16 protein-coding genes are annotated in these 21,422 nt (G+C 64.4%); 14 read left to right on the top strand and 2 right to left on the bottom strand.

Going from position 1 to position 21,422, the window contains the following annotated elements; genetic code table 11:
* Positions 1-253 precede the first annotated feature (253 nt).
* Complete coding sequence (locus G3N58_RS20185; protein WP_167048659.1) at positions 254-1,450, bottom strand: M20 aminoacylase family protein; 1,197 nt, start codon at positions 1,448-1,450, stop codon at positions 254-256.
* A gap of 176 nt (positions 1,451-1,626) precedes the next feature.
* Here G3N58_RS20185 and G3N58_RS20180 point away from each other — a divergent pair, with 176 nt between their 5' ends.
* Both G3N58_RS20180 and G3N58_RS20175 read left to right on the top strand, forming a co-directional pair.
* Entirely contained in the window at positions 1,627-3,705 is a 2,079-nt protein-coding gene (locus G3N58_RS20180) for a molybdopterin oxidoreductase family protein (RefSeq protein WP_206000024.1), read from the top strand.
* Positions 3,706-3,865: 160 nt separating this feature from the next.
* On the top strand, positions 3,866-5,539 hold the full coding sequence (locus G3N58_RS20175; RefSeq protein ID WP_167284637.1) for a long-chain fatty acid--CoA ligase: 1,674 nt from the start codon (positions 3,866-3,868) through the stop codon (positions 5,537-5,539).
* 259 nt (positions 5,540-5,798) lie between these two features.
* Here G3N58_RS20175 and G3N58_RS20170 read toward each other — a convergent pair whose 3' ends face one another.
* The gene (locus G3N58_RS20170; protein WP_167048665.1) at positions 5,799-6,974 is read right to left on the bottom strand and encodes a porin; all 1,176 of its coding nucleotides are present in this window, start codon (positions 6,972-6,974) and stop codon (positions 5,799-5,801) included.
* Positions 6,975-7,280: 306 nt separating this feature from the next.
* Here G3N58_RS20170 and coq7 point away from each other — a divergent pair, with 306 nt between their 5' ends.
* The 12 genes from coq7 to murC all read left to right on the top strand — a co-directional run bounded on the left by coq7 (position 7,281) and on the right by murC (position 21,422).
* Complete coding sequence (gene coq7 / locus G3N58_RS20165) at positions 7,281-7,919, top strand: 2-polyprenyl-3-methyl-6-methoxy-1,4-benzoquinone monooxygenase (RefSeq protein ID WP_206000023.1); 639 nt, start codon at positions 7,281-7,283, stop codon at positions 7,917-7,919.
* Positions 7,920-8,340: 421 nt separating this feature from the next.
* Positions 8,341-8,769, top strand: a complete 429-nt coding sequence (gene mraZ, locus G3N58_RS20160) for a division/cell wall cluster transcriptional repressor MraZ (RefSeq protein ID WP_167048669.1) — start codon at positions 8,341-8,343, stop codon at positions 8,767-8,769.
* Positions 8,770-8,784: 15 nt separating this feature from the next.
* Positions 8,785-9,738, top strand: coding sequence for a 16S rRNA (cytosine(1402)-N(4))-methyltransferase RsmH (rsmH, locus tag G3N58_RS20155; RefSeq protein ID WP_167048671.1), 954 nt, complete (start codon positions 8,785-8,787; stop codon positions 9,736-9,738).
* The gene (ftsL, locus tag G3N58_RS20150; protein WP_167048673.1) at positions 9,735-10,085 is read left to right on the top strand and encodes a cell division protein FtsL; all 351 of its coding nucleotides are present in this window, start codon (positions 9,735-9,737) and stop codon (positions 10,083-10,085) included. The genes rsmH and ftsL overlap by 4 nt, the downstream gene beginning before the upstream one ends.
* Complete coding sequence (locus G3N58_RS20145; protein WP_167048675.1) at positions 10,082-11,947, top strand: penicillin-binding protein 2; 1,866 nt, start codon at positions 10,082-10,084, stop codon at positions 11,945-11,947. The genes ftsL and G3N58_RS20145 overlap by 4 nt, the downstream gene beginning before the upstream one ends.
* On the top strand, positions 11,944-13,506 hold the full coding sequence (locus G3N58_RS20140) for a UDP-N-acetylmuramoyl-L-alanyl-D-glutamate--2,6-diaminopimelate ligase (RefSeq protein WP_206000022.1): 1,563 nt from the start codon (positions 11,944-11,946) through the stop codon (positions 13,504-13,506). The genes G3N58_RS20145 and G3N58_RS20140 overlap by 4 nt, the downstream gene beginning before the upstream one ends.
* The gene (gene murF, locus G3N58_RS20135) at positions 13,503-14,915 is read left to right on the top strand and encodes a UDP-N-acetylmuramoyl-tripeptide--D-alanyl-D-alanine ligase (RefSeq protein WP_206000021.1); all 1,413 of its coding nucleotides are present in this window, start codon (positions 13,503-13,505) and stop codon (positions 14,913-14,915) included. Before G3N58_RS20140 ends, murF begins: the two co-directional genes overlap by 4 nt.
* 17 nt (positions 14,916-14,932) lie before the next feature.
* Positions 14,933-16,102 (top strand): phospho-N-acetylmuramoyl-pentapeptide-transferase, encoded by a 1,170-nt coding sequence (gene mraY / locus G3N58_RS20130; RefSeq protein WP_167048681.1) that lies wholly within the window; start codon positions 14,933-14,935, stop codon positions 16,100-16,102.
* 25 nt (positions 16,103-16,127) lie between these two features.
* A complete protein-coding gene (murD, locus tag G3N58_RS20125) occupies positions 16,128-17,639 on the top strand; it encodes a UDP-N-acetylmuramoyl-L-alanine--D-glutamate ligase (protein ID WP_206000020.1) in 1,512 nt (503 codons plus the stop codon).
* Positions 17,636-18,901 (top strand): putative lipid II flippase FtsW, encoded by a 1,266-nt coding sequence (ftsW, locus tag G3N58_RS20120; protein WP_167048685.1) that lies wholly within the window; start codon positions 17,636-17,638, stop codon positions 18,899-18,901. Before murD ends, ftsW begins: the two co-directional genes overlap by 4 nt.
* The gene (gene murG, locus G3N58_RS20115) at positions 18,898-20,022 is read left to right on the top strand and encodes an undecaprenyldiphospho-muramoylpentapeptide beta-N-acetylglucosaminyltransferase (protein WP_206000019.1); all 1,125 of its coding nucleotides are present in this window, start codon (positions 18,898-18,900) and stop codon (positions 20,020-20,022) included. The genes ftsW and murG overlap by 4 nt, the downstream gene beginning before the upstream one ends.
* The gene (murC, locus tag G3N58_RS20110) at positions 20,019-21,422 is read left to right on the top strand and encodes a UDP-N-acetylmuramate--L-alanine ligase (protein WP_167048689.1); all 1,404 of its coding nucleotides are present in this window, start codon (positions 20,019-20,021) and stop codon (positions 21,420-21,422) included. The genes murG and murC overlap by 4 nt, the downstream gene beginning before the upstream one ends.

The following is a 21,422-nucleotide window of genomic DNA, read 5'->3' as shown; positions in this document are numbered from 1 at the left end:
GTGAAACGACTCCACGCCGATGATAGTGCGGATTGCCCGTGTGAAAGTAGGTAATCGTCAGGCTCCTCATGCTGTAACACGGACCCCGGCTTCTCACTCTGAGTGCCGGGGTCCGGCCGTTTACGGCCCGATTCCTCTCTAATGCCAGCATGGATTCGCTGGACGCACGGGAGCGTCGGGCAGAACTGTCAAAAACCGGGCCACTCTATTCGCTGATCTACAGCAAGGCACGGCAACACTCACCCACTACGCCTCACTTCCCCTGCGCGAGAAACTTCTGCGCCAGCCGAACCCAATAAGTCGACCCGACCGGCAGTAATTCATCGTTGAAGTCATAGCTTGCGTTATGCAGCATGCAAGGGCCCGCGCCGTGTCCAGCTTCCCGATGCCCGCCTTCTCCGTTGCCCAGAAAGGCGTAGCAACCCGGTTTCGCCAGCAACATGAAGGAAAAATCCTCAGCGCCCATTGTCGGCTCGACGGCATCGTCGACATTTTTCGTACCGACAATCTCCTTCATCACCGTCGCCGCAAAACGCGCTTCCTCGCCACTGTTGACCGTCGGCGGGTAGTTTCGATGGAAGCGGACTTGGACTGAGCAATCGTATGCTTCAGCGGTACTCTCCGCGATCTTGCGCATGCGCGTTTCGATCAGATCGAGCGTCTCCGTTGTGAAAGTCCGCACCGTTCCCGCGATCCACGCATCGTTCGGGACAACGTTGACCGCATCGCCGGCATGAATCTGGGTAATCGACAGCACCGCCGTATCTAGCGGCTTCTTGTTGCGCGTGATGATACTTTGCAGTCCATTCGCGATCTGCACCGCCGTAAAAACCGGATCGCGCCCATTGTGCGGCAGCGCGGCATGCGCGCCCACGCCCTTGATTTCGATGCGGAATTCGTTGCTCGACGCCATGATCGGACCTTCCGTCACCCCGAAGTGACCCGCCGGTATGCCCGGCCAGTTGTGGATGCCGAACACCGCATCCACTGGGAATTTCACGAACAGGCCATCGTCGATCATTGCTCGCGCACCAGCGCCGCCTTCTTCGGCCGGTTGGAAAATGAACACGATCGTGCCGTCGAAATCACCGTGCCTCGCCAGATATTGCGCTGCACCGAGCAGCATCGCGGTATGTCCATCATGACCGCACGCGTGCATCTTGCCGTCGTTTTTCGAGCGGTGCTCGAAGCTGTTGAGTTCCTGAATCGGTAGCGCATCCATGTCGGCACGCAAGCCAATCGCGCGCGTGCCGTTGCCACGTTTCAATACGCCGACCACACCTGTTTTACCCAATCCACGATGAGTTTCGATGCCCCATGACTCGAGCGTCCGGGCGACGAGATCGGCCGTCATTGCCTCCTCATAGCGCAGTTCCGGGTGGGCGTGGATGGTTCGTCGGAGAGTCTGGATTTCGCCGCGAGCGGCCTGGATTTCGGGGATCAGTTTCATGATGGCGTGATGGTGTGCTGGGCTTGCGTGGGATCGCTCGGGGCCGCTTGGCCCGGGCACGGAGATAATCGATTCTACGCCGAAGGTATTTTTGGCGGCACCACCCAGGTCGGCGGCCTAATGGCGTAATAAAATTCCACATTGCTCGTGCTCACCGTCTGCCTGGAAACATTTCGATGAATGCCCCGACCGAATTCGCACGTGCCGTGTGTCCGCACGATTGCCCCGACACCTGTGCGATGCGTGTGACCGTCGAGAATGGGCGGGCGATCAAGGTCGCGGGCGACCCGGAGCATCCGCCGACACAAGGCGTGTTGTGTACCAAGGTTAGCCGCTATGCCGAGCGTGTGTACCATCCGAACCGGCTAACCACGCCGATGAAACGCATCGGTCGCAAGGGCGAGGGGCGCTTTGAGCCGATCAGTTGGGACGCCGCGCTGGAACTGGCCGCGACTCGTCTGGCGGAGATCGCGCGCCGCGTACCGGAAGCGATTCTGCCGTACAGCTACGCCGGCACGATGGGGCTCGTGCAGAGCGAGAGCATTTCGCAGCGGCTTTTTCACAAGCTCGGCGCGTCCCAGCTTGACCGCACGATTTGCGCCGCGGCCGGCGCCGCGGGGCTGAAATACACGTACGGTGCGAGCATCGGCATGCACATCGAGTTTTTTGCCGAGAGCGAAGTCGTTCTGATCTGGGGCGCCAATCCGATCGCGTCGAATCTGCATTTCTGGACGCGCGCGCAGGAAGCCAAGCGTCGCGGCGCGCGGCTGATCGCAATTGATCCGTATCGCTCGCTCACCGCCGAGAAATGCCACCAGCACATTGCATTGAAGCCCGGCACCGATGCCGCTTTGGCGCTCGGCATGATGCACGTGCTCATCGAAGAAGACCGGCTCGACCATGAGTACATCGCCGCGCATACGCTGGGTTTCGCCGGGTTGAAGGAGCGCGCGCTTGGCTATCCGCCGTCGCGAGTTAGCGAGATTTGCGGTATCGAAGAGCGGACAATCGTAGAACTTGCGCGGCTTTACGGCAGCACGAAGAAGGCCGCGATTCGCCTGAATTACGGTCTGCAACGCGTGCGCGGCGGTGGCAATGCGGTACGCGCCATCGCGTGTCTGCCGACGTTGACGGGGGCTTGGCGCGAACGTTCGGGTGGCGCGCTGCTGTCATCGAGCGGCTGGGCGCCGGTCGATTCGCATGCTCTGCAGCGTCCGGACCTGATGCCCGGCTGGCCGGCCAAGCCGAGCCGCGTCGTCAATATGAATGCGATTGGCGACGCGTTGCTGCATCCCGGCGACGCCGCGTTCGGTCCGAAAATCGAGGCGCTTGTCGTCTACAACTCGAATCCCGTGGCGGTCGCGCCGGACTCCGAGCGTGTTGCAGCCGGTTTTGCGCGCGAGGATCTGTTCACTATCGTGCTCGAGCATTTCCAGACCGATACCGCCGACTACGCCGACCTGCTCCTGCCCGCCACCACGCAGCTCGAACACCTCGACGTGCACAAGTCGTACGGCCACACGCACGTGATGGCTAACCTGCCTGCGATCGCCCCAATCGGCGAAGCCCGCCCGAACACCGAAATCTTTCGCGGCATCGCGCGCCGCATGGGACTCGACGACACCGCGCTATTCGAGAGCGATGAAGCGATCGCGCAGGCCGCGTTCCGCTGGCAGGACAAAACGCTCGAAGGCATCGACTGGGCGACGCTGAAACAGAACGGCTGGGCCAAACTCAACCTGCCCGATGCACCTTTTGCCGATGGCGGTTTCCACACGCCATCCGGCAAGTGCGAGTTCTATAGTGAACGTCTCGCGCAGCAGGGGCTCGATCCGCTGCCCGACTATCTGCCGCCCCACGAATCCGCCGACGGCGCGCCCGAACTCGCCTCCCGTTATCCGCTCGCGATGATTTCGCCGCCCTCGCGCAACTTCCTGAACAGCACCTTCGTGAATATCGAGAGTTTGCGTGCGACGGAAGGTGAGCCGCATCTCGACATCCATCCAGCCGACGCTCACGCGCGAAACATCGCCGACGGCGAGCAGGTGCGTATTTTCAACGACCGCGGTTCGATGCAGGCGCGCGCCCGCGTGACCGATAGGGCGCGCGAAGGGCTCGTGGTCGGATTGTCGATCTGGTGGAAAAAGCTCGCGCCGGACGGTCGCAACGCCAATCAGCTGACGAGCCAGGCACTCACCGATCTCGGCGGCTCCGCCACGTTTTATGACTGTCTCGTCGAAGTCGAGCGAGCCTGAAATGCCCCCGGAAGGCCGGCTGCACGGCCACTCGGCATCCGGGCCCCCACGGGTTCGAGTCAGCAGTCTAACCTCATCGCTTTCGTCGATAGCAATAATGTGTCCGTGCTACGATGCGATTTTTAGCACGACCATTCGAAAATAATTCAGGAGACGCTGCATGGAGAAAATCTGGCTGAAATCTTATCCGCCCGGCGTTCCCGCAGAAATCAACCCTTCCCTCTATTCGTCGGTAGCCGAACTGCTCGAGGATGCGTTTCGCGAACACCGGGCCAAGCCGGCGTTCGTCTGCATGGGCAAGGAAATCAGGTACGGCGAACTCGACGAACTCTCACGCAAGCTCGCCGCATGGCTTCAGTCGAAGGGACTCGCGCGCGGCGCGCGAGTCGCGATCATGATGCCGAACGTGCTGCAATATCCGGCGGCGATCGCCGGCATCTTGCGCGCGGGCTACGTCGTCGTGAACGTGAACCCGCTCTACACGCCGCGCGAACTCGAGCATCAGTTGAAGGACAGCGGCGCCGAAGCGATTATCCTGCTCGAGAATTTCGCGGCAACGCTGCAGGCGATCGTGCGCAATACGGCGGTCAAGCATATCGTCGTTGCGACGATGGGCGACCTGATGGGCATCAAGGGCCCGCTCGTGAACTTCGTCGTGCGCAAGGTCAAGAAGATGGTGCCGGCGTGGAGCCTGCCGGGCCACATCAAGTTCAACGCCGCGATCGCGCAGGGCGCGGGTCTCGGTTTCAAACCCGTCCAGCAGGGACCGGACGACGTGGCGTTCCTGCAATACACGGGCGGCACGACCGGCGTGGCCAAGGGCGCGACGCTGCTGAACCGGAATCTGATCGCGAACGTGCTGCAATCGGAAGTGTGGCTCAATCCGGTGCGCGCGAATCGTACCGATATCGATCAGTTCATCACGGTCGTCGCGCTGCCGCTTTATCACGTGTTTGCGCTGACCGTGTGCGGCTTGCTGACGATCCGCACCGGCGGTCTCGGCGTGCTGATTCCGAATCCGCGCGATATTCCCGGCACGATCAAATCGCTGGAAGGCTATGCGATCACGACGATCCCTGCCGTCAACACGCTCTACAACGCGTTATTGAACAGCCCCGACTTCCACAAGCTCGACTTCTCGAAGTTGCTCACCGCGAACGCCGGCGGCATGGCCGTGCAGGAGGCGGTCGCGAAGCGCTGGTTCGAGGCAACGCGCACGCCGATCGTCGAAGGGTACGGGTTGTCGGAAACGTCGCCGTGTGCGACCTGCAACCCGGTCACGGTGACCGAATACAGCGGCACGATCGGTTTGCCGCTGCCGTCCACCGAAATCTCGATTCGCGATGACGACGGCAACGAAGTGCCGCTCGGCCAGGCCGGCGAAATCTGCATCCGTGGACCGCAGGTGATGGCGGGCTACTGGAACCGTCCGGACGAAACCGCGAAGGTCATGACCCCGGACGGCTTCTTCAAATCGGGCGATGTCGGCATGATGAACGCGGATGGCTTCGTGAAGATCGTCGACCGCAAGAAGGACATGATTCTCGTGTCGGGCTTCAACGTGTATCCGAACGAGATCGAGGACGTCGTGGCGAAGCTGCCGGGCGTGTTCGAAGTCGCTGCGGTCGGCGTGCCGGACCCGCATTCGGGCGAGGCGGTGAAGCTGTTCGTCGTGAAGAAGGACCCGGCGCTGACCGACGAGGACATCTTCGCGTACTGCAAGACGCAACTGACCGGCTATAAACGGCCAAAGGTCGTCGAATTCCGCACGGAACTGCCGAAGAGCAACGTCGGCAAGATTCTGCGCCGCGAGCTGCGCGACGGAAGGGCGTGAGCGCATCGGAGCGTGCCAGGCCGGCACGCTAACCGGCGAGTCAGATAGCAAACAGGAAAACCCGGAAGAAAAACCCGGCGGACGAAAGCCCGCCGGGTTTTTCTTTGTCGAGATTGCCGCCCGAGCGAGCAGCGCACGGTAAGCGCACGGCAAACACCCGGCACCGCGAATCCACCGGTTCCCCGGCTAGCCACAAATGGCGAGCACAAAAAAAGGCGCCCGAAGGCGCCTTTGAGACAAACTGCGTTTTTACGACTTATTAGAACTTGTGACGGATACCGACGCGAGCCGTGAACTGGTTGGCGCTCGTCGAGCCGGTCAGGCCGTTGATGCCAGCCGTTGCAGCGACCACGCCATTGCCGGCTGCGTTCAGCACATCGCCCAGAGCATGCTGGTACACGCCGATCACGTACACGTCCGTACGCTTGGACAGGAAGTAGTCCACGCCCACAGCGCCTTGGTGGTACTGAGCCGTCGACGCACCTGCGATGCTCGCGCCACGCGTGTAGTCGTATGCAGCGCCGACCAGCAATGCCGGGGTCAGCTGATACTTGAAGTTGACTTCGCCGTTGTTGAACGTAGCCGACTGACCGCGGACGCTCGGTTGCGCGAACGTCGTGCCGAGGTTGGCGAAACGGATGTTCGAATACGTCAGGCCGATGGTAGCCGCGCCGAACGTGTATGCACCACCCGCACCGATCACCTGGTACGTGTTAGCCGACGTGTAAGCGCCGTAGACCGGCGAGGTCACTGCCGCGTTCGGTGCCGTGATCGTGCCGCCGTTGTTGAAGATACCGCCCGAAGCTGCCGGCGTACGTGCGTTCAAATAGCCGACGCCCAATTGCAGCGGACCGTTGTTGTAGCCAGCGCCCAACGACCAGATCTGGTTGCCGGAGAAGTTGCCTGCCTGGCCGCCGAGGCTATACGTGCCGCCGAACGTCAGGCCGCCGTAGTTCGCGCTCGTGAACTTGACCGTGTTGTTGGTGCGATACGCGTTGTTGAAGTTGTCGATATCGCCCGGGTGAGCAGCGATGTAGCCGCCCCACTGATCGCCCGCTTCGAACGGACCGACGTAGTCGACGACGGAGTCGTACTGACGACCCAGCGTGACCGTGCCGAAGTTGCTCGACAGGCCGACGTATGCCTGACGGCCGAACATCAGGCCGCCTTGGCCGAGCTTGCCGTTGGTCACGTCAAAGCCGTTTTCCAACACGAACAGGGCCTTCAGACCGCCGCCCAGGTCTTCCGTGCCGCGCAGGCCGAAACGCGAGCCTTGCAGAACGCCGCTGGACATGTCGTACTTGTGGTAGCCACCCGAGTTGGTGTTCATGTTGATACCAACGTCGACGATACCGTACAGGGTCACGCTGCTCTGCGCATGTGCGACGCCTGCGAATGCGCCCAGTGCTGCGAGAGCGAGAAGCGACTTTTTCATCGAATGATCTCCAAGGATTACGAATCTTTTGTACAAGGCGAAATATTTATCTAGGGCTCAAAGGCCTTGCTTGTCCAACTTCGCGAGAAGTTGCCACGTAATGTAACAAAAGGCATACATGCCACAAAGAAAAAGCGGAGGGCCTGGACGGCTCCTGTTTCGTTTACGCAACATGGTCTAGAATCGGAAATGGGTCGCCCATTTCATGCGGATTCGAGCTTTCCGCGCAGCCGGTTTTGCGTCGCAAAGCCTTGTCGCGCGGACCTTCCGCTGCGATGAGGCGCAGCTTGAATCGGGGAGCGTTTTATGTGGCTGGACGAGTTGATTGGCGAGTTTGATCGGGGTTTACGCTCACTGACGGGCGTGTCGCGGATGGGTCGTCCGCTACCGGTTCCACACGAGTCGGTGGCGACGGCCGAGGCACCCGAACTCTCGCCAGCGGAGCGCGCGCACGCGGCCGGTTTGATGCGCGTGAACCATGTCGGCGAGGTCTGCGCACAGGCGCTTTATCAGGCGCAGAAACTCACCACGCGTTCGCCCGTATTGCGCGCCATGTTCGAGCACGCCGCCGCCGAGGAAGAAGACCATCTTGCGTGGACCGCGAAGCGTCTCGAGGCGCTCGACTCGCGTCCGAGTCTGCTGAATCCTCTTTGGTACGCGGGCGCGTTGGCGGTCGGTTTCGCGGCCGGGCGCATGGGCGATCGCGTAAGCCTCGGCTTCATGGCCGAAACCGAGCGTCAGGTGGAGTTGCATCTCGATAGCCATCTCGAGAAACTGCCGGCAGCCGATCACGAATCGCGCGCGATCGTCGAGCAGATGCGTATCGACGAAGCGCAGCACGGCCGGGCCGCGATGGATGCGGGCGGCGTCGAACTGCCGTTTCCCGCGCGCGCGCTGATGCGCGCGATGTCGAAGGTCATGACGCGCACGGCCTATTACCTATAAAACTGTCAAGCCGAACCGCCGCTGAAACCCGTTTTCCGAAACCGGGGCGGCGTCGCACCCGCCGCTTCCTGTAAGCCCTCCGCAAGGCCTGTTTATCCCTCCCGATCCGGCTTAACGATCTCTTTCAATCCGCGCTGTTTCCCCGCACTTTTCACGTATCACCTTCACAAGTTTCACTAGCTCATTCATTTATAACGGTTTTCCGTTTTATATCTGACGTGAGGGAGTCGCGCTAAGTCCTTGTTCTAGCAAACAAAATTCGCTCGAAAAGCGGGCCGCTCCCTTGACCCGTGTTTAGCGTTCCTCTAAAGTGGGAGACAGTGTGAGAAAGTGTATTTTTGTGTGATCTCAACACCACTTTCGGGTAGATTTTTACGAATCGGGAAGCCGGCGCAATAGCGCTGCAAGAGGGGAGAGCGAAGTGTTCCAAGGGGCGTCGGCGCTGACGCTCGATGCGAAGGGGCGGATGTCGATTCCCTCTCGTTATCGGGATGCGCTGCAAACACAGGCAGAGGGACGGGTGACGATCACCAAGCACCCGGACGGCTGCCTGTTGCTCTTTCCGCGCCCCGAATGGGAAATCTTCCGTGACAAGGTCGACAAGCTGCCCATGAACGCAGCCTGGTGGAAGCGCATTTTTCTCGGCAATGCAATGGATGTGGATATGGACGGCGCAGGCCGTGTGCTCGTGTCGCCGGAGTTGCGCACGGCCGGCTCGCTGGAGAAGGAAGTGACCCTGCTCGGCATGGGCCGTCACTTCGAGTTGTGGGACGCACAGATTTACGCCGCGAAGGAACAGGCGGCGATCGCCGAGGGCATGCCCGACGCGTTGAAAGATTTCACGTTCTGATCGCGGCTTATTTATATGGCATCTGCGATGAGAAACGAGTTGCAGCATCGCACGGTGCTGCTGAACGAAGCGGTTGACGCGCTGGTGACGCGCGCGGACGGCACGTATGTGGACGGCACGTTCGGCCGCGGCGGGCATAGCCGTCTCGTGCTGGAGCGCCTGGGCGACGCGGGGCGGCTGATCGCGTTCGACAAGGACCCGCTCGCCATTGCGACGGCGCAGCAGATCGGCGATCCGCGCTTTGGCATCGTGCACGAGAGTTTTGCTTCACTGCGCTCCGCGATGGCGGAGCGTGGCGTAGGACGGGTGTCGGGGGTGTTGCTGGATCTGGGCATTTCGTCGCCGCAAATCGACGATCCGGAGCGGGGCTTCAGCTTTCGCGCCGACGGCCCGCTCGACATGCGGATGGACCCGACGCGCGGCGAGTCCGCGGCTGACTGGCTCGCGCGGGCCACGGTGCAGGAATTGACGGAGGTGATACGAGATTATGGGGAAGAACGGTTTGCTTTTCAGATTGCAAAGGCGCTTGTTGCTCGCCGGGCAGAGTCCGACCGTCTTGGGCCTCTCGTCAGCACGGGCGAGCTTGCCCAAATCGTGGCTAACGTCGTCAAAACCCGTGAGAAGGGTAAGGACCCGGCAACCCGCACCTTTCAGGCTATACGGATTCACGTCAATCAAGAGCTTGCGGAGTTGCAAGTCGTTCTAGAAGCAGCACTGTCGTTGCTGGAGCAAGGGGGGCGGCTGGTGGTCATCAGCTTTCATTCGCTCGAGGATCGGATCGTCAAGCGATTCATGCAGGCGCACGCGAGCACGCCGGCGGTCGACCGCCGCCTGCCGATCCGCGCGGTCGACCTGCCGAGCCCCCCGCTCAAGATCATCGGGCGCGTATTCCCGGGCGACGCCGAGCTCGCCGACAACCCGCGCGCCCGTTCTGCCGTGATGCGCGTGGCGGAGCGGATCGCGCCATGAACCGTCTCAACATTTTCCTGCTGATCATCGTGATGGGCTGTGCCTTGTCGGTCGTCAACGCGACCAATCAGCAGCGTCAGATTTTCATCCAGCTGCAGCGCGCCCAATCGCAGGAGCGCCAGCTGCAGCAGGACTATTCGCAGCTTCAATATCAGCAGAGCGCGCTGTCGAAAACCTCGCGCATCGAGCAGATCGCCACCGCCTCGCTGAAGATGCAGTCGGTCACGACGGGCCGCACCCAATACCTGACGCTCGACCCGGGCGCCGCGAAGGCCGTCGACGCGCCGATCCCCACTTCGGCGCCGGCCTCGGCACCGGCGGCAACCCGTCGCGGAGGCGTGCGATGAAAAAATCGTCGGCTCGCAAGAGCGTTGCGTTTTCCGCCAATCCGATCCTGTCGGTGCGCCTGCCGATGTGGCGCTCGAAGCTCGTCGTGTTCATGCTGTTCATGGCGTTCGTCGCGCTCGCCGGGCGCGCGTTCTGGATTCAGGGACCGGGCAACGCGTTCTATCTGAAGCAGGGCGAAATCCGCTATCAACGCCGCATCGAATTGCCGGCCACGCGCGGCAAGATTCTCGACCGCAACGGTCTCGTGCTTGCCACGAGTCTGCCCGTGCGCGCGATCTGGGCGATTCCCGACGCGGTGCCGGACGATCTCGGCGCCGACAAGCTCGACTCGCTCGGGCGTCTGCTCGGCATGACGACGAAGGAGCTGCGCACGAAACTGTCGGAAGACAAGAATTTCGTCTACGTGAAGCGCCAGGTGCCGCTCGACGTCGCCACGAAAGTCGCCGCGCTCGACATCCCCGGCATCTACTCGCGCGAGGAATACAAGCGCTTCTATCCGGAAGGCGAGATTACCGCCCACCTGATCGGCTTCACGAACGTCGAGGACGAGGGCCAGGAAGGCGTCGAACTCGGCGACCAGAAGCTGCTCGCCGGCATGTCGGGCAGCCGCCGCGTCATCAAGGACCGCATGGGCCACGTGATCGAGGACGTGGACGAGCAGGTCGTGCCGCACAACGGCCAGGACGTGGACCTGTCGATCGACAGCAAGATCCAGTACATCGCGTATACGAACCTGAAAGCGGCCGTCGAGAAATTCAAGGCGAAGGCCGGCGCGGCGATGGTGATCGACGTGCGCACGGGCGAAGTGCTTGCGCTCGTCAATTACCCGACCTACAACCCGAACGACCGCTCGCACCTGACCGGCGACCAGCTGCGCAACCGCATCCTGACCGACACGTTCGAGCCGGGCTCGATCATGAAGCCGTTCACGATTTCGCTCGCGCTCGATCTGCACCGCGTGACGCCGACTACACTGGTTGATACGGGCAACGGCCACTTCGTACTCGATGGCGCGCCGATCACCGACGACGCCGGCTTCGGCGTGCTGACGGTCGGCGGCGTGATCCAGAAGTCGAGCAACATCGGCGCGACCAAGATCGCGATGCAGCTGCGGCCCGAAGAGATGTGGAACATGTACACCAGCATCGGTCTCGGCCAGGCGCCGAAGGTCGGTTTCCCCGGCGCGGCGGCGGGCCGTCTGCGTCCGTGGAAGAGCTGGCGCCGCATCGAGCAGGCGACCATGTCGTACGGCTACGGCCTGTCGGTGTCGCTGTTCCAGCTCGGCCGCGCGTACACCGCGATCGCGCACGACGGCCAGCTCATGCCGGTGACGATTTTCCACACGCCGGGTGACCAGCCGGCCACCGGTCCGCAGATCTTCTCGCCGACCACCTCGCGCGAAGTACGCACGATGCTCGAATCCGTCGTGTCGGCGCAGGGTACGTCGCCGGATGCGGCGGTGCCCGGCTATCGCGTCGGCGGCAAGAGCGGTACCGCGTACAAGCACGGTCCGCACGGCTACGACCACTCCAAATACCGCGCGTCGTTCGTCGGCATGGCGCCGATGCCGAATCCGCGCATCGTCGTCGCCGTGTCGGTCGACGAACCGACCGCGGGCAGCCACTTCGGCGGCCAGGTGTCGGGGCCGGTGTTCTCGGGCATCGTCGGCGACACGCTGCGCGCGCTCAACGTGCCGCCCGACATGCCCGTCAAGCAGATGGTCGTGACCGACGACTCGGCTCCGCCCGCGCCCGGTGCGCCGGCGACGCAAGCCACGGTGAAGAAGCTGTCCACGAGTCCCGGCGTGAAAAAGATGACCATTTCCGCCAACGCGAAAAATCGTCCCGGAGTCGAGCGATGAGCGTGCTGCGCGAGCAACATCCAGCGCACCGGCAGATCGCCGACGCCCTCGCCTGGCTGCACGAGCACGTGCGGCCAGGCGCGCAATTGCATGCCGACACGCGCTCGCTCGCGGCCGGCGACGCGTTCTTCGCCTACGCGGTCGACGGCGCGGACAACCGTCCGTTCATCGACGCGGCGCTCGAACGCGGCGCGACAGCCGTGCTCGTGCAGCCCGAAGGTTTCGCTGGCGCGCTCGATGCGTCGGTCGCGCACGCGGTGCCGGCGCTGAACGAACTGGCCGGCTCGATCGCGAGCGCATGGTACGGCGAGCCGAGCGATGCGATGCTCGCGGTCGGCATTACGGGCACGAACGGCAAGACTTCGTGCAGCCAGTGGATCGCCACGGCGCTCAGTGCGCTCGGCACGCGCTGCGCGATCGTCGGCACGCTCGGTACCGGTTTCCCCGGCCAGCTCGTGCACACCGGCTTCACGACGCCCGACGCGCCGCAACTGCAACGCAGTCTCGCGCAACTGCGCGACGCGGGCGCGCAGGCGATCGCGATGGAAGTGTCGTCGCATGCGCTGCATCAGGGGCGCGTGAACGGCACTGCATTCGACATCGCCGTATTCACGAATCTCACGCAGGATCATCTCGACTATCACGGTACGTTCGACGCCTACGAGGCGGCGAAGGCACGCCTGTTTGCCTGGCCCGAACTGCAGGCAGCCGTGATCAATCGCGACGATGCCGCCGGCCGCCGTTTGCTCGCGGCCACGCGCGGCCATGCGCGCACCATCGCGTACGGCATCGAAGCCGGGCAAGGCAGCGTCGACGCCAAGGATGCGCCGCAAGCCGACGCGTGGCTCGTCGCCTCGAACGTGCGTGCCACGACCACCGGCACGGCGTTTCATCTGACTACCTCGGACTGGGGCAGCGCCGAAGTCGACGTGCAAACGCTCGGCGCGTTCAACGTGAGCAATCTGCTTGCGGTGCTCGGCACGCTGCTCGCCGCGGACGTGCCGTTCGACGCGGCGCTTGCCGAACTCGCGAAGCTCGAATCGGTGAACGGCCGCATGCAGCGCCTTGGCGGCCGTCTGCAAAACGACGAGCCGCTCGTCGTGGTCGATTACGCGCATACGCCCGACGCGCTCGAAAAGACGCTCGCCGCGCTGCGCCCGATCGCGGCCGCGCGCGGCGGCGAACTCGTCTGCATGTTCGGCTGCGGCGGCGACCGCGATGCAACCAAGCGTCCGCTGATGGGCGCGATCGCCGAAAAGCTCGCCGACAGCGTTGTCGTTACGAGCGACAACCCGCGCAGCGAAGATCCGCAGTCGATCATCGAGCAGATCGTCGCGGGCATGCGGGACGCGTCGCGGGCGCGCCGCATCGAAGACCGCGCGAGCGCGATCCTGCAGGCGATCCGCGGCGCCGCGCGCGACGACGTCGTCGTGCTGGCCGGTAAGGGACACGAAGCCACCCAGGAAATCATGGGCAAGAAACGCGCATTCTCCGATCAGGACCACGCCCGCCTCGCGCTTGCCGCGCGCGCGACGCACGCACGCGGAGGTGGCGAATGAGCATGTTCTCGCTGCACGAAGCCGCCGCGCTGATTCCGGGCGCCACCGTGTCGGGCGACGCCGGCGTGCGTTTCGAGCGCGTCTCGACCGACAGCCGCAGTGCCGGCCCCGGCGACCTGTTCGTCGCGATCAAGGGCGACCGTTTCGACGCGCACGACTTCCTGCCGCAAGTCGCCGAGCGCAACGTCGCGGCCGTGCTCGTTACGCGCACGCCGGAGAACTGGAGCGTGCCCGCGATCCGCGTCGCCGAGACGCGCGCCGCGCTCGGCGCGCTCGCGCGCGGCTGGCGCCGCCAGTTCGGCATGCCGCTCGTCGCGGTCACGGGCAGCAACGGCAAGACCACGGTCAAGGAAATGATCGCGTCGATTTTCGCGGCCGCGGTCGGCGCGGATGCGCGTCTTGCCACCGCCGGCAATTTCAACAACGACATCGGTCTGCCGCTCACGCTGTTCCGTCTGCACGCCGCGCATCAGCTCGCGGTGGTCGAGCTCGGCATGAATCATCCGGGCGAAACCGAACTGCTCGCGAAGATCGCCGAGCCGACGGTTGCCGTCGTCAACAACGCGCAGCGCGAGCATCAGGAATTCATGGCGACCGTCGAAGCGGTCGCGCTCGAACACGCGAGCGTGATTCACGCGCTGGCGCCCGAAGGCACGGCCGTGTTCCCCGCCGACGACGCCTACGCGAGCATCTGGCGCGTGGCCGCGACCGGCAACCGCATGCTCGATTTCGCGCTGAACAGCGCGGAGCGCACGACCGAAGCCGCGGTGACGGGCCGCTTCGACGGCCAGCGCCTGAGCATCGACACGCCGCAAGGCCACCTCGACGTCACGCTGCAGGTGCTCGGCGATCACAACGCGCACAACGCGCTCGCGGCGACTTCGGCGGCGCTCGCCGCGGGCGTGTCGCTCGACGCGATTCGGCGCGGTCTCGAATCGTTCGGCGCGGTGAAGGGGCGTCTGCAAGTGAAGCAGGCCGCGCTCGGCACGCTCGCGGGCGCCACGGTGATCGACGACACCTACAACGCGAATCCCGATTCGATGCGCGCCGCGATCGACGTGCTCGCGTCGCGCGCCGCGCCGCGCGTGCTCGTGATGGGCGACATGGGCGAAGTCGGCGACAACGGCCCGGCGTTTCATCGCGAAATCGGCGCGTATGCGAAAGAGCGCGGTATCGACGCGCTGTATGCAATGGGCGACGCCTCGCGCGACGCCTGCACCGCATACGGCGCGGGCGCGCACCACCTCGCCGATGTCGGCGCGCTGGTCGCGCAATTGCAGCAGGCCGGCTTCGGCGCGGCCGCAACGCTTCTCGTGAAAGGCTCGCGCTTCATGCAGATGGAGCGCGTGGTGGACGCCGTGACGAGTCCACAACCCAACGCCGCGGGCACGACGCCCGCGGCACATTGAAATAGAAGGAACCCGGCATGCTACTGGCGCTGGCGCAATGGCTGCAGAATGACGCAAGCTTCTTGCGCGTGTTCAGTTATCTGACGTTTCGCGCGGTGATGGCGACCATCACCGCGCTGTCGATCGGGCTCGTCTGCGGCCCGGCGGTAATTCGCAAGCTGACCGCGATGAAGGTCGGCCAGGCCGTGCGCAAGGACGGTCCGCAAACGCACCTCGTCAAATCCGGCACGCCGACGATGGGCGGCGTGCTGATCCTGCTCGGCATCGCCGTGGCCACGCTGCTGTGGGCCGACCTGACCAACCGCTTCATCTGGATCGTGATGCTCGTCACGTTCGGCTTCGGCGTGATCGGCTGGGTCGACGATTACCGCAAGGTCGTCTACAAGGACCCGCGCGGCATGTCCTCGCGCGAGAAGTATTTCTGGCAGTCGGTGATCGGTCTGTTCGCGGCGGTCTATCTCGCGTTCAGCGTGTCCGAGGCGAGCAACGTGCGCGTGTTCGACCTGTTCATGGCGTGGGTGCGCAGCGGCCTGTCGATGGGCTTGCCCGCGCGCGCCGACCTGATGCTGCCGTTCTTCAAGTCGATCAGCTATCCGCTCGGCGTGTGGGGCTTCATCGTGCTGACGTATCTCGTGATCGTCGGCGCGAGCAATGCCGTGAATCTGACCGACGGCCTCGACGGCCTCGTCATCATGCCGGTCGTGCTGGTGGGCGCGTCGCTCGGCGTGTTCGCGTACGTGATGGGCAGCTCGGTCTATTCGAAGTACCTGCTGTTCCCGCACATTGCCGGCGCGGGCGAATTGCTGATCTTCTGCTCGGCGATGGGCGGCGCGGGCCTCGCGTTCCTGTGGTTCAACACGCACCCGGCGCAGATGTTCATGGGCGACGTCGGCGCGCTCGCGCTCGGCGGCGCGCTCGGCACGGTCGCGGTGATCGTGCGCCAGGAAATCGTGCTCTTCATCATGGGCGGCATTTTCGTCGCGGAAACGCTGTCGGTGATGTTGCAGGTCACGTGGTTCAAATACACCAAGCGCCGCTACGGCGAAGGGCGGCGCCTCTTCAGGATGGCGCCGCTGCATCACCATTTCGAATTGTCGGGCTGGAAGGAAACGCAGGTGGTCGTGCGTTTCTGGATCATCACGTTGATGTTGTGCCTGTTCGGTTTGTCCACTCTCAAATTGCGTTAAGCAGCGGTATTTAAGGAAGCAGGCGATGTTCGGCGAGAAGTTTCGGGATCGGCAAAAGCCGAGGGTGCTCGTGCTGGGACTGGGTGAATCCGGTCTCGCGATGGCGCGCTGGTGCGCCAGGCACGGTTGTCGGCTGCGGGTGGCCGATACGCGCGAGGTGCCGCCGAACCTGTCCGCGCTCGAAGCGCATGGCGTCGATGCCGATTTCGTCGGCGGTCCGTTTGTGCCGGCGCTGCTCGACGGCGTCGAACTGGTCGCGATCAGCCCGGGGCTGTCGCCGCTCGCCGCCGATCTGCTGCCGCTGATCGCGGCGGCGCGCGAGCAGGGCATTCCGGTGTGGGGCGAGCTCGAACTGTTCTCGCAGGCCTTGCGCACGCTCGGCGAATCGGGCTACGCGCCGAAGGTGATCGCGATTACCGGCACGAACGGCAAGACCACGACGACGAGCCTGACCGGCCTGCTGTGCGAACGCGCGGGCAGGAAGGTCGCGGTGGCCGGCAACATCAGCCCGTCGCTGCTCGACAAGCTCTCCGAAGCGATCGACCAGACCGCGCTGCCCGACGTGTGGGTGCTCGAACTGTCGAGCTTCCAGCTGGAAACCTCGCATACGTTTGCGCCCGATGCGGCGGCCGTGCTCAACATCACGCAGGATCACCTCGACTGGCACGGCGGGCTCGATGCGTACGCGGCGGCGAAGGGTCGCATCTTCGGTACACAGACCGTGCGCGTGCTGAATCGCGACGACGCGCGCGTGATGTCGCTCGCGTCCGCGAGCGGTGAAGCCGAAGTGATCACGTTCGGCGTGGCCGAACCGCAGAACGACGGCGATTATGGTCTGCTGCGCGATAACGGCATGGTGTGGCTCGTCGAGGCGCACGATCGCGACGCGAGCGACGAACCGACACCGAAGCGCCGCCGCAAGAACGAAGCGGCCGCCACGCCGGACATCGCGCTGAAGCGCCTGATGCCCGCCGACGCATTGCGCATCCGCGGCTTGCACAACGCCGCGAACGCGTTGGCCGCGTATGCGCTCGCGCGCGCGATCGGCCTGCCCGGCGCGCCGTTGCTGCATGGCTTGCGCGAATATCGCGGCGAGCCGCATCGGGTGGAACTGATCGCGTCGATCGACGGCATCGACTACGTGGACGACAGCAAGGGCACCAACGTCGGCGCGACGGTCGCCGCGCTCGACGGTCTCGCGCAGCGCATCGTGCTGATCGCCGGCGGCGACGGCAAGGGCCAGGCGTTCGAACCGCTCGCCGAGCCGGTCATGCGCTGGTGTCGCGCGGTGATGCTGATCGGCCGCGACGCGCCGCAGATTCGCGCGGCGCTTGAGCACAGCGGCGTCGCAATGACGGATCACGCGACGCTCGAAGAAGCGACGCGCGCTGCCGCCGCGCTCGCTCAGCCTGGCGACGCGGTGCTGCTCTCGCCCGCCTGCGCGAGCCTGGACATGTTCAGGAGTTACGCACATCGGGCCGAGGTATTCCGCGGCACGGTGGAAGACATCGCGGCCGAACGGGGGACGATGATATGAGCTGGTCGGAACGTTTCGGCTCGCGCGAAGCAGCCGGCAGTAGCGCCGGCCCGGCGCGCGCCGCTGGCCGCACGGGCGGCAGCGGTCTCGCGAGCGCGGTCAACGGCGTGCGTCCGCTGCGCTCGCGCATGCTCGACTACGACCACTCGCTGCTGTGGGTCGTGGTCGCATTGCTCGGGCTCGGCATCGTGATGGTGTATTCGGCGTCGATCGCAATGCCCGACTCGCCGAAGTACGCCTCGTATCACGACTATGCGTTCCTCGTGCGCCAGGTCATCTTCGTCGTGATGGGCGCCGTGGTCGGCGTCGTGTCGTTCCGCATTCCGATTTCGACGTGGGACAAGTACGCGCCGAAGCTCTTCCTGATCTCGCTCGCTGCGCTCGTGATCGTGCTGATTCCGCACATCGGCAAGGGCGTGAACGGCGCGCGCCGCTGGATTCCGCTCGGCATCACGAACATGCAGCCGTCGGAAATCATGAAGCTCGCGGTGACGATCTACGCAGCGAACTACACGGTGCGCAAGCAGGAGTACATGCACAGCTTCGCCAAGGGCTTTCTGCCGATGGCGGTCGCGGTCGGTCTTGTCGGCGCGCTGCTGCTGCTCGAACCGGACATGGGCGCGTTCATGGTGATCGCGGCGATCGCGATGGGCGTGCTGTTCCTCGGCGGCGTGAACGGCAAGCTGTTCGGCGGTCTCGTCGCGACCGCGGTGGGCACCTTCAGTCTGCTCGTGTGGGCGTCGCCGTGGCGTCGCGAGCGGATTTTCGCCTACCTCGATCCGTGGGACGACCGCTACGCGCAGGGCAAGGCCTATCAGCTGACGCACTCGCTGATCGCGTTCGGCCGCGGCGAGTGGTTCGGCGTGGGCCTCGGCGGCAGCGTCGAGAAGCTCAACTATCTGCCGGAAGCGCATACCGACTTCATTCTCGCGGTGATCGGCGAGGAACTCGGTTTCGTCGGCGTGCTGGTCGTGATCCTGATGTTCTACTGGATCGTGCGCCGCTCGTTCGAGATCGGCCGTCAGGCGCTCGCGCTCGACCGCACGTTCGCGGGTCTCGTCGCCAAGGGCATCGGCCTCTGGTTCGGCGCGCAGACCTTCATCAACATGGGCGTGAACCTCGGGCTTCTGCCGACCAAGGGGCTCACGTTGCCGCTCGTCAGTTACGGCGGTTCGGGCATTCTGCTGAACTGCGTCGCTATCGCTGTCCTGATGCGGGTGGATTACGAGAACCGGGTGCTGATGCGCGGGGGCAAAGTATGACGGCTCTGCCACAACGCACGCTGATGGTGATGGCCGGCGGCACCGGGGGACACGTGTTCCCGGGGCTCGCGGTCGCGCACCGGATGCAGGCGTGGGGCTGGAAAGTCGTGTGGCTCGGCAACCCGGCGGGCATGGAAGCGACGCTCGTGCCGAAGCACGGCATTCCGATGGAGTACGTGCGTTTCGGCGGCGTGCGAGGCAAGGGTTTGAAGACCAAGCTGATGCTGCCGGTGAACCTGCTGAGCGCCTGCACGCAGAGCTTCTCCGTGCTGCGTCGCGTGAAGCCCGATGTCGTGCTCGGCATGGGCGGCTACATCACGTTTCCGGCCGGTCTCATGACCGCGCTGAGTGGCCGGCCGCTCGTGCTGCACGAACAGAATTCGATTGCGGGTCTCGCGAACAAGGTGCTCGCGAAGCTCGCGAAACGCGTGCTCGTCGCGTTCCCGAATGCGCTGCCGCACGGCGAATGGACCGGCAATCCGATCCGTGAGGAACTTGCGCGCGCGAATGCACCCAAAGCTCGCTACGCGCAACGCAGCGGTCCGCTGAACGTGCTGGTGGTGGGCGGCAGTCTCGGCGCGGCGGCGTTGAACGAAGTGGTGCCGCGCGCGGTTGCGCTGCTGGGCGCCAACGAGCGCCCGCGCATCGTGCATCAGGCGGGGGCCAGGCATATCGACGCGCTGCGCGAGAACTACGCGGCAGCCGGCTTGCAGGCGGGTGCCGACGTCTCGCTCGTGCCGTTCATCGACGACATGACGAGCGCCTACGAAGCGGCCGATCTGGTGATCTGTCGCTCGGGCGCGATGACGGTGTCGGAGATTGCGGCGGTCGGCGTCGCGGCGTTCTTCGTGCCGTTCCCGTATGCGGTGGACGATCACCAGACCACCAACGCAGCGTTTCTCGCCGACAACGGCGCGGCGCTGGTCGTGCAACAACGCGATCTGTCGGCGCAAAAGCTCGCCGACTGGTTGCGCAGCCGGACACGCGAAAGTCTCGCGGAGATGGCGGAGCGTTCGCGCTCGCTCGCGAAACCGGATGCCACCGAACAGGTCGCGCAGATCTGCGCGACGGTGGCGGGTGCGGGTTCGACGGCGGGCATGAGCCCTGAAGGAAAGCAATGAAACACATCGTCAAACATATTCATTTCGTCGGCATCGGCGGCGTCGGCATGAGCGGCATCGCCGAGGTGCTCGTCAATCTCGGCTATCAGGTGAGCGGCTCGGACCTGTCGGGCAACGCGGTCACCGAACGTCTCGCCGCGCTCGGCGCGCGCATTTCGATCGGCCATGCGGCGGAGAACATCGAGGGGGCGAACGCGGTGGTCGTATCGACCGCGGTGCGCAGCGACAACCCCGAAGTACTCGAAGCGCGTCATCGCCGCATTCCGATCGTGCCGCGCGCGGTGATGCTCGCGGAGCTGATGCGCCTGAAGCAGGGCATCGCGATTGCCGGCACGCACGGCAAGACCACGACCACCTCGCTCGTCGCGAGCGTGCTCGCGGCGGGCGGGCTCGATCCGACCTTCGTGATCGGCGGGCGGCTGATCAGCGCGGGCGCGAATGCGCGCCTGGGCACCGGCGACTTCATCGTTGCCGAGGCCGACGAATCGGACGCGTCGTTCCTGAACCTGTTCCCGGTGATCGAAGTCATTACGAACATCGACGCCGATCATATGGATACCTATGGTCACGACTTCGCGCGTCTGAAGCAGGCGTTCATCGAATTCACGCACCGTCTGCCGTTCTACGGCATCGCGGTGCTGTGCGTCGACGATCCGAACGTGAAGGAGATTCTGCCGTTCGTGTCGAAGCCGATCATCCGCTACGGCTTCGCGGCCGACGCGCAGGTGCGCGCGGTCAACGTCGAGGCGCGCGAAGGCCGCATGCATTTCACCGCGATGCGCGAAGACGCGGCGCCGCTCGACATCACGTTGAATCTGCCGGGCGAGCACAACGTACAGAACGCGCTGGCCGCGATCGCGATTGCGACTGAACTTGAAGTGAAAGATGCCGATATCCAGCGAGCGCTTGCGGATTTCAACGGCGTCGGCCGGCGCTTCCAGCGCTACGGCGAAGTGCCGGTTATGAGCAACGGCGAGGCCGCCGGCGCCTACACGCTGGTGGACGACTACGGTCATCACCCGGTCGAAATGGCGGCCACGGTGGCAGCGGCGCGCGGCGCGTTTCCGGGCCGGCGTCTCGTGCTGGCATTCCAGCCGCACCGCTTCACGCGCACGCGCGACTGCTTCGAGGATTTCGTGAAGGTGCTGTCGACTGTCGACGCGCTCGTGCTGACCGAGGTCTACGCGGCCGGCGAAGCGCCGATCGTCGCCGCGGACGGCCGCGCGCTCGCGCGCGCGCTGCGCGTCGCGGGCAAGGTCGAGCCGGTGTTCGTCGATACGGTCGATGAAGTGCCGGACGCGCTCTCCACCGTGGTGCGCGACGGCGATGTGGTGATTACGATGGGCGCGGGTTCGATCGGCGGTGTGCCGGGTCGCCTCGCTCAGGAACAGAAGGTGTGA

This window comes from Paraburkholderia sp. Ac-20342, from assembly GCF_017104985.1.
Taxonomy (GTDB): Bacteria; Pseudomonadota; Gammaproteobacteria; order Burkholderiales; family Burkholderiaceae; genus Paraburkholderia.
Note: the sequence above shows the minus strand (reverse complement) of the source record. Positions and strands in the feature narration are given on the sequence as shown.

Excerpts from the sequence above, each read along its gene's own strand:
- G3N58_RS20185 (WP_167048659.1), bottom strand. The coding sequence starts at position 1,450 with ATGAAACTGATCCCCGAAATCCAGGCCGCTCGCGGCGAAATCCAGACT.
- G3N58_RS20180 (WP_206000024.1), top strand. The coding sequence starts at position 1,627 with ATGAATGCCCCGACCGAATTCGCACGTGCCGTGTGTCCGCACGATTGC.
- G3N58_RS20175 (WP_167284637.1), top strand. The coding sequence starts at position 3,866 with ATGGAGAAAATCTGGCTGAAATCTTATCCGCCCGGCGTTCCCGCAGAA.
- G3N58_RS20170 (WP_167048665.1), bottom strand. The coding sequence starts at position 6,974 with ATGAAAAAGTCGCTTCTCGCTCTCGCAGCACTGGGCGCATTCGCAGGC.
- coq7 (WP_206000023.1), top strand. The coding sequence starts at position 7,281 with ATGTGGCTGGACGAGTTGATTGGCGAGTTTGATCGGGGTTTACGCTCA.
- rsmH (WP_167048671.1), top strand. The coding sequence starts at position 8,785 with ATGGCATCTGCGATGAGAAACGAGTTGCAGCATCGCACGGTGCTGCTG.
- ftsL (WP_167048673.1), top strand. The coding sequence starts at position 9,735 with ATGAACCGTCTCAACATTTTCCTGCTGATCATCGTGATGGGCTGTGCC.
- G3N58_RS20145 (WP_167048675.1), top strand. The coding sequence starts at position 10,082 with ATGAAAAAATCGTCGGCTCGCAAGAGCGTTGCGTTTTCCGCCAATCCG.
- G3N58_RS20140 (WP_206000022.1), top strand. The coding sequence starts at position 11,944 with ATGAGCGTGCTGCGCGAGCAACATCCAGCGCACCGGCAGATCGCCGAC.
- murF (WP_206000021.1), top strand. The coding sequence starts at position 13,503 with ATGAGCATGTTCTCGCTGCACGAAGCCGCCGCGCTGATTCCGGGCGCC.
- mraY (WP_167048681.1), top strand. The coding sequence starts at position 14,933 with ATGCTACTGGCGCTGGCGCAATGGCTGCAGAATGACGCAAGCTTCTTG.
- murD (WP_206000020.1), top strand. The coding sequence starts at position 16,128 with ATGTTCGGCGAGAAGTTTCGGGATCGGCAAAAGCCGAGGGTGCTCGTG.
- ftsW (WP_167048685.1), top strand. The coding sequence starts at position 17,636 with ATGAGCTGGTCGGAACGTTTCGGCTCGCGCGAAGCAGCCGGCAGTAGC.
- murG (WP_206000019.1), top strand. The coding sequence starts at position 18,898 with ATGACGGCTCTGCCACAACGCACGCTGATGGTGATGGCCGGCGGCACC.
- murC (WP_167048689.1), top strand. The coding sequence starts at position 20,019 with ATGAAACACATCGTCAAACATATTCATTTCGTCGGCATCGGCGGCGTC.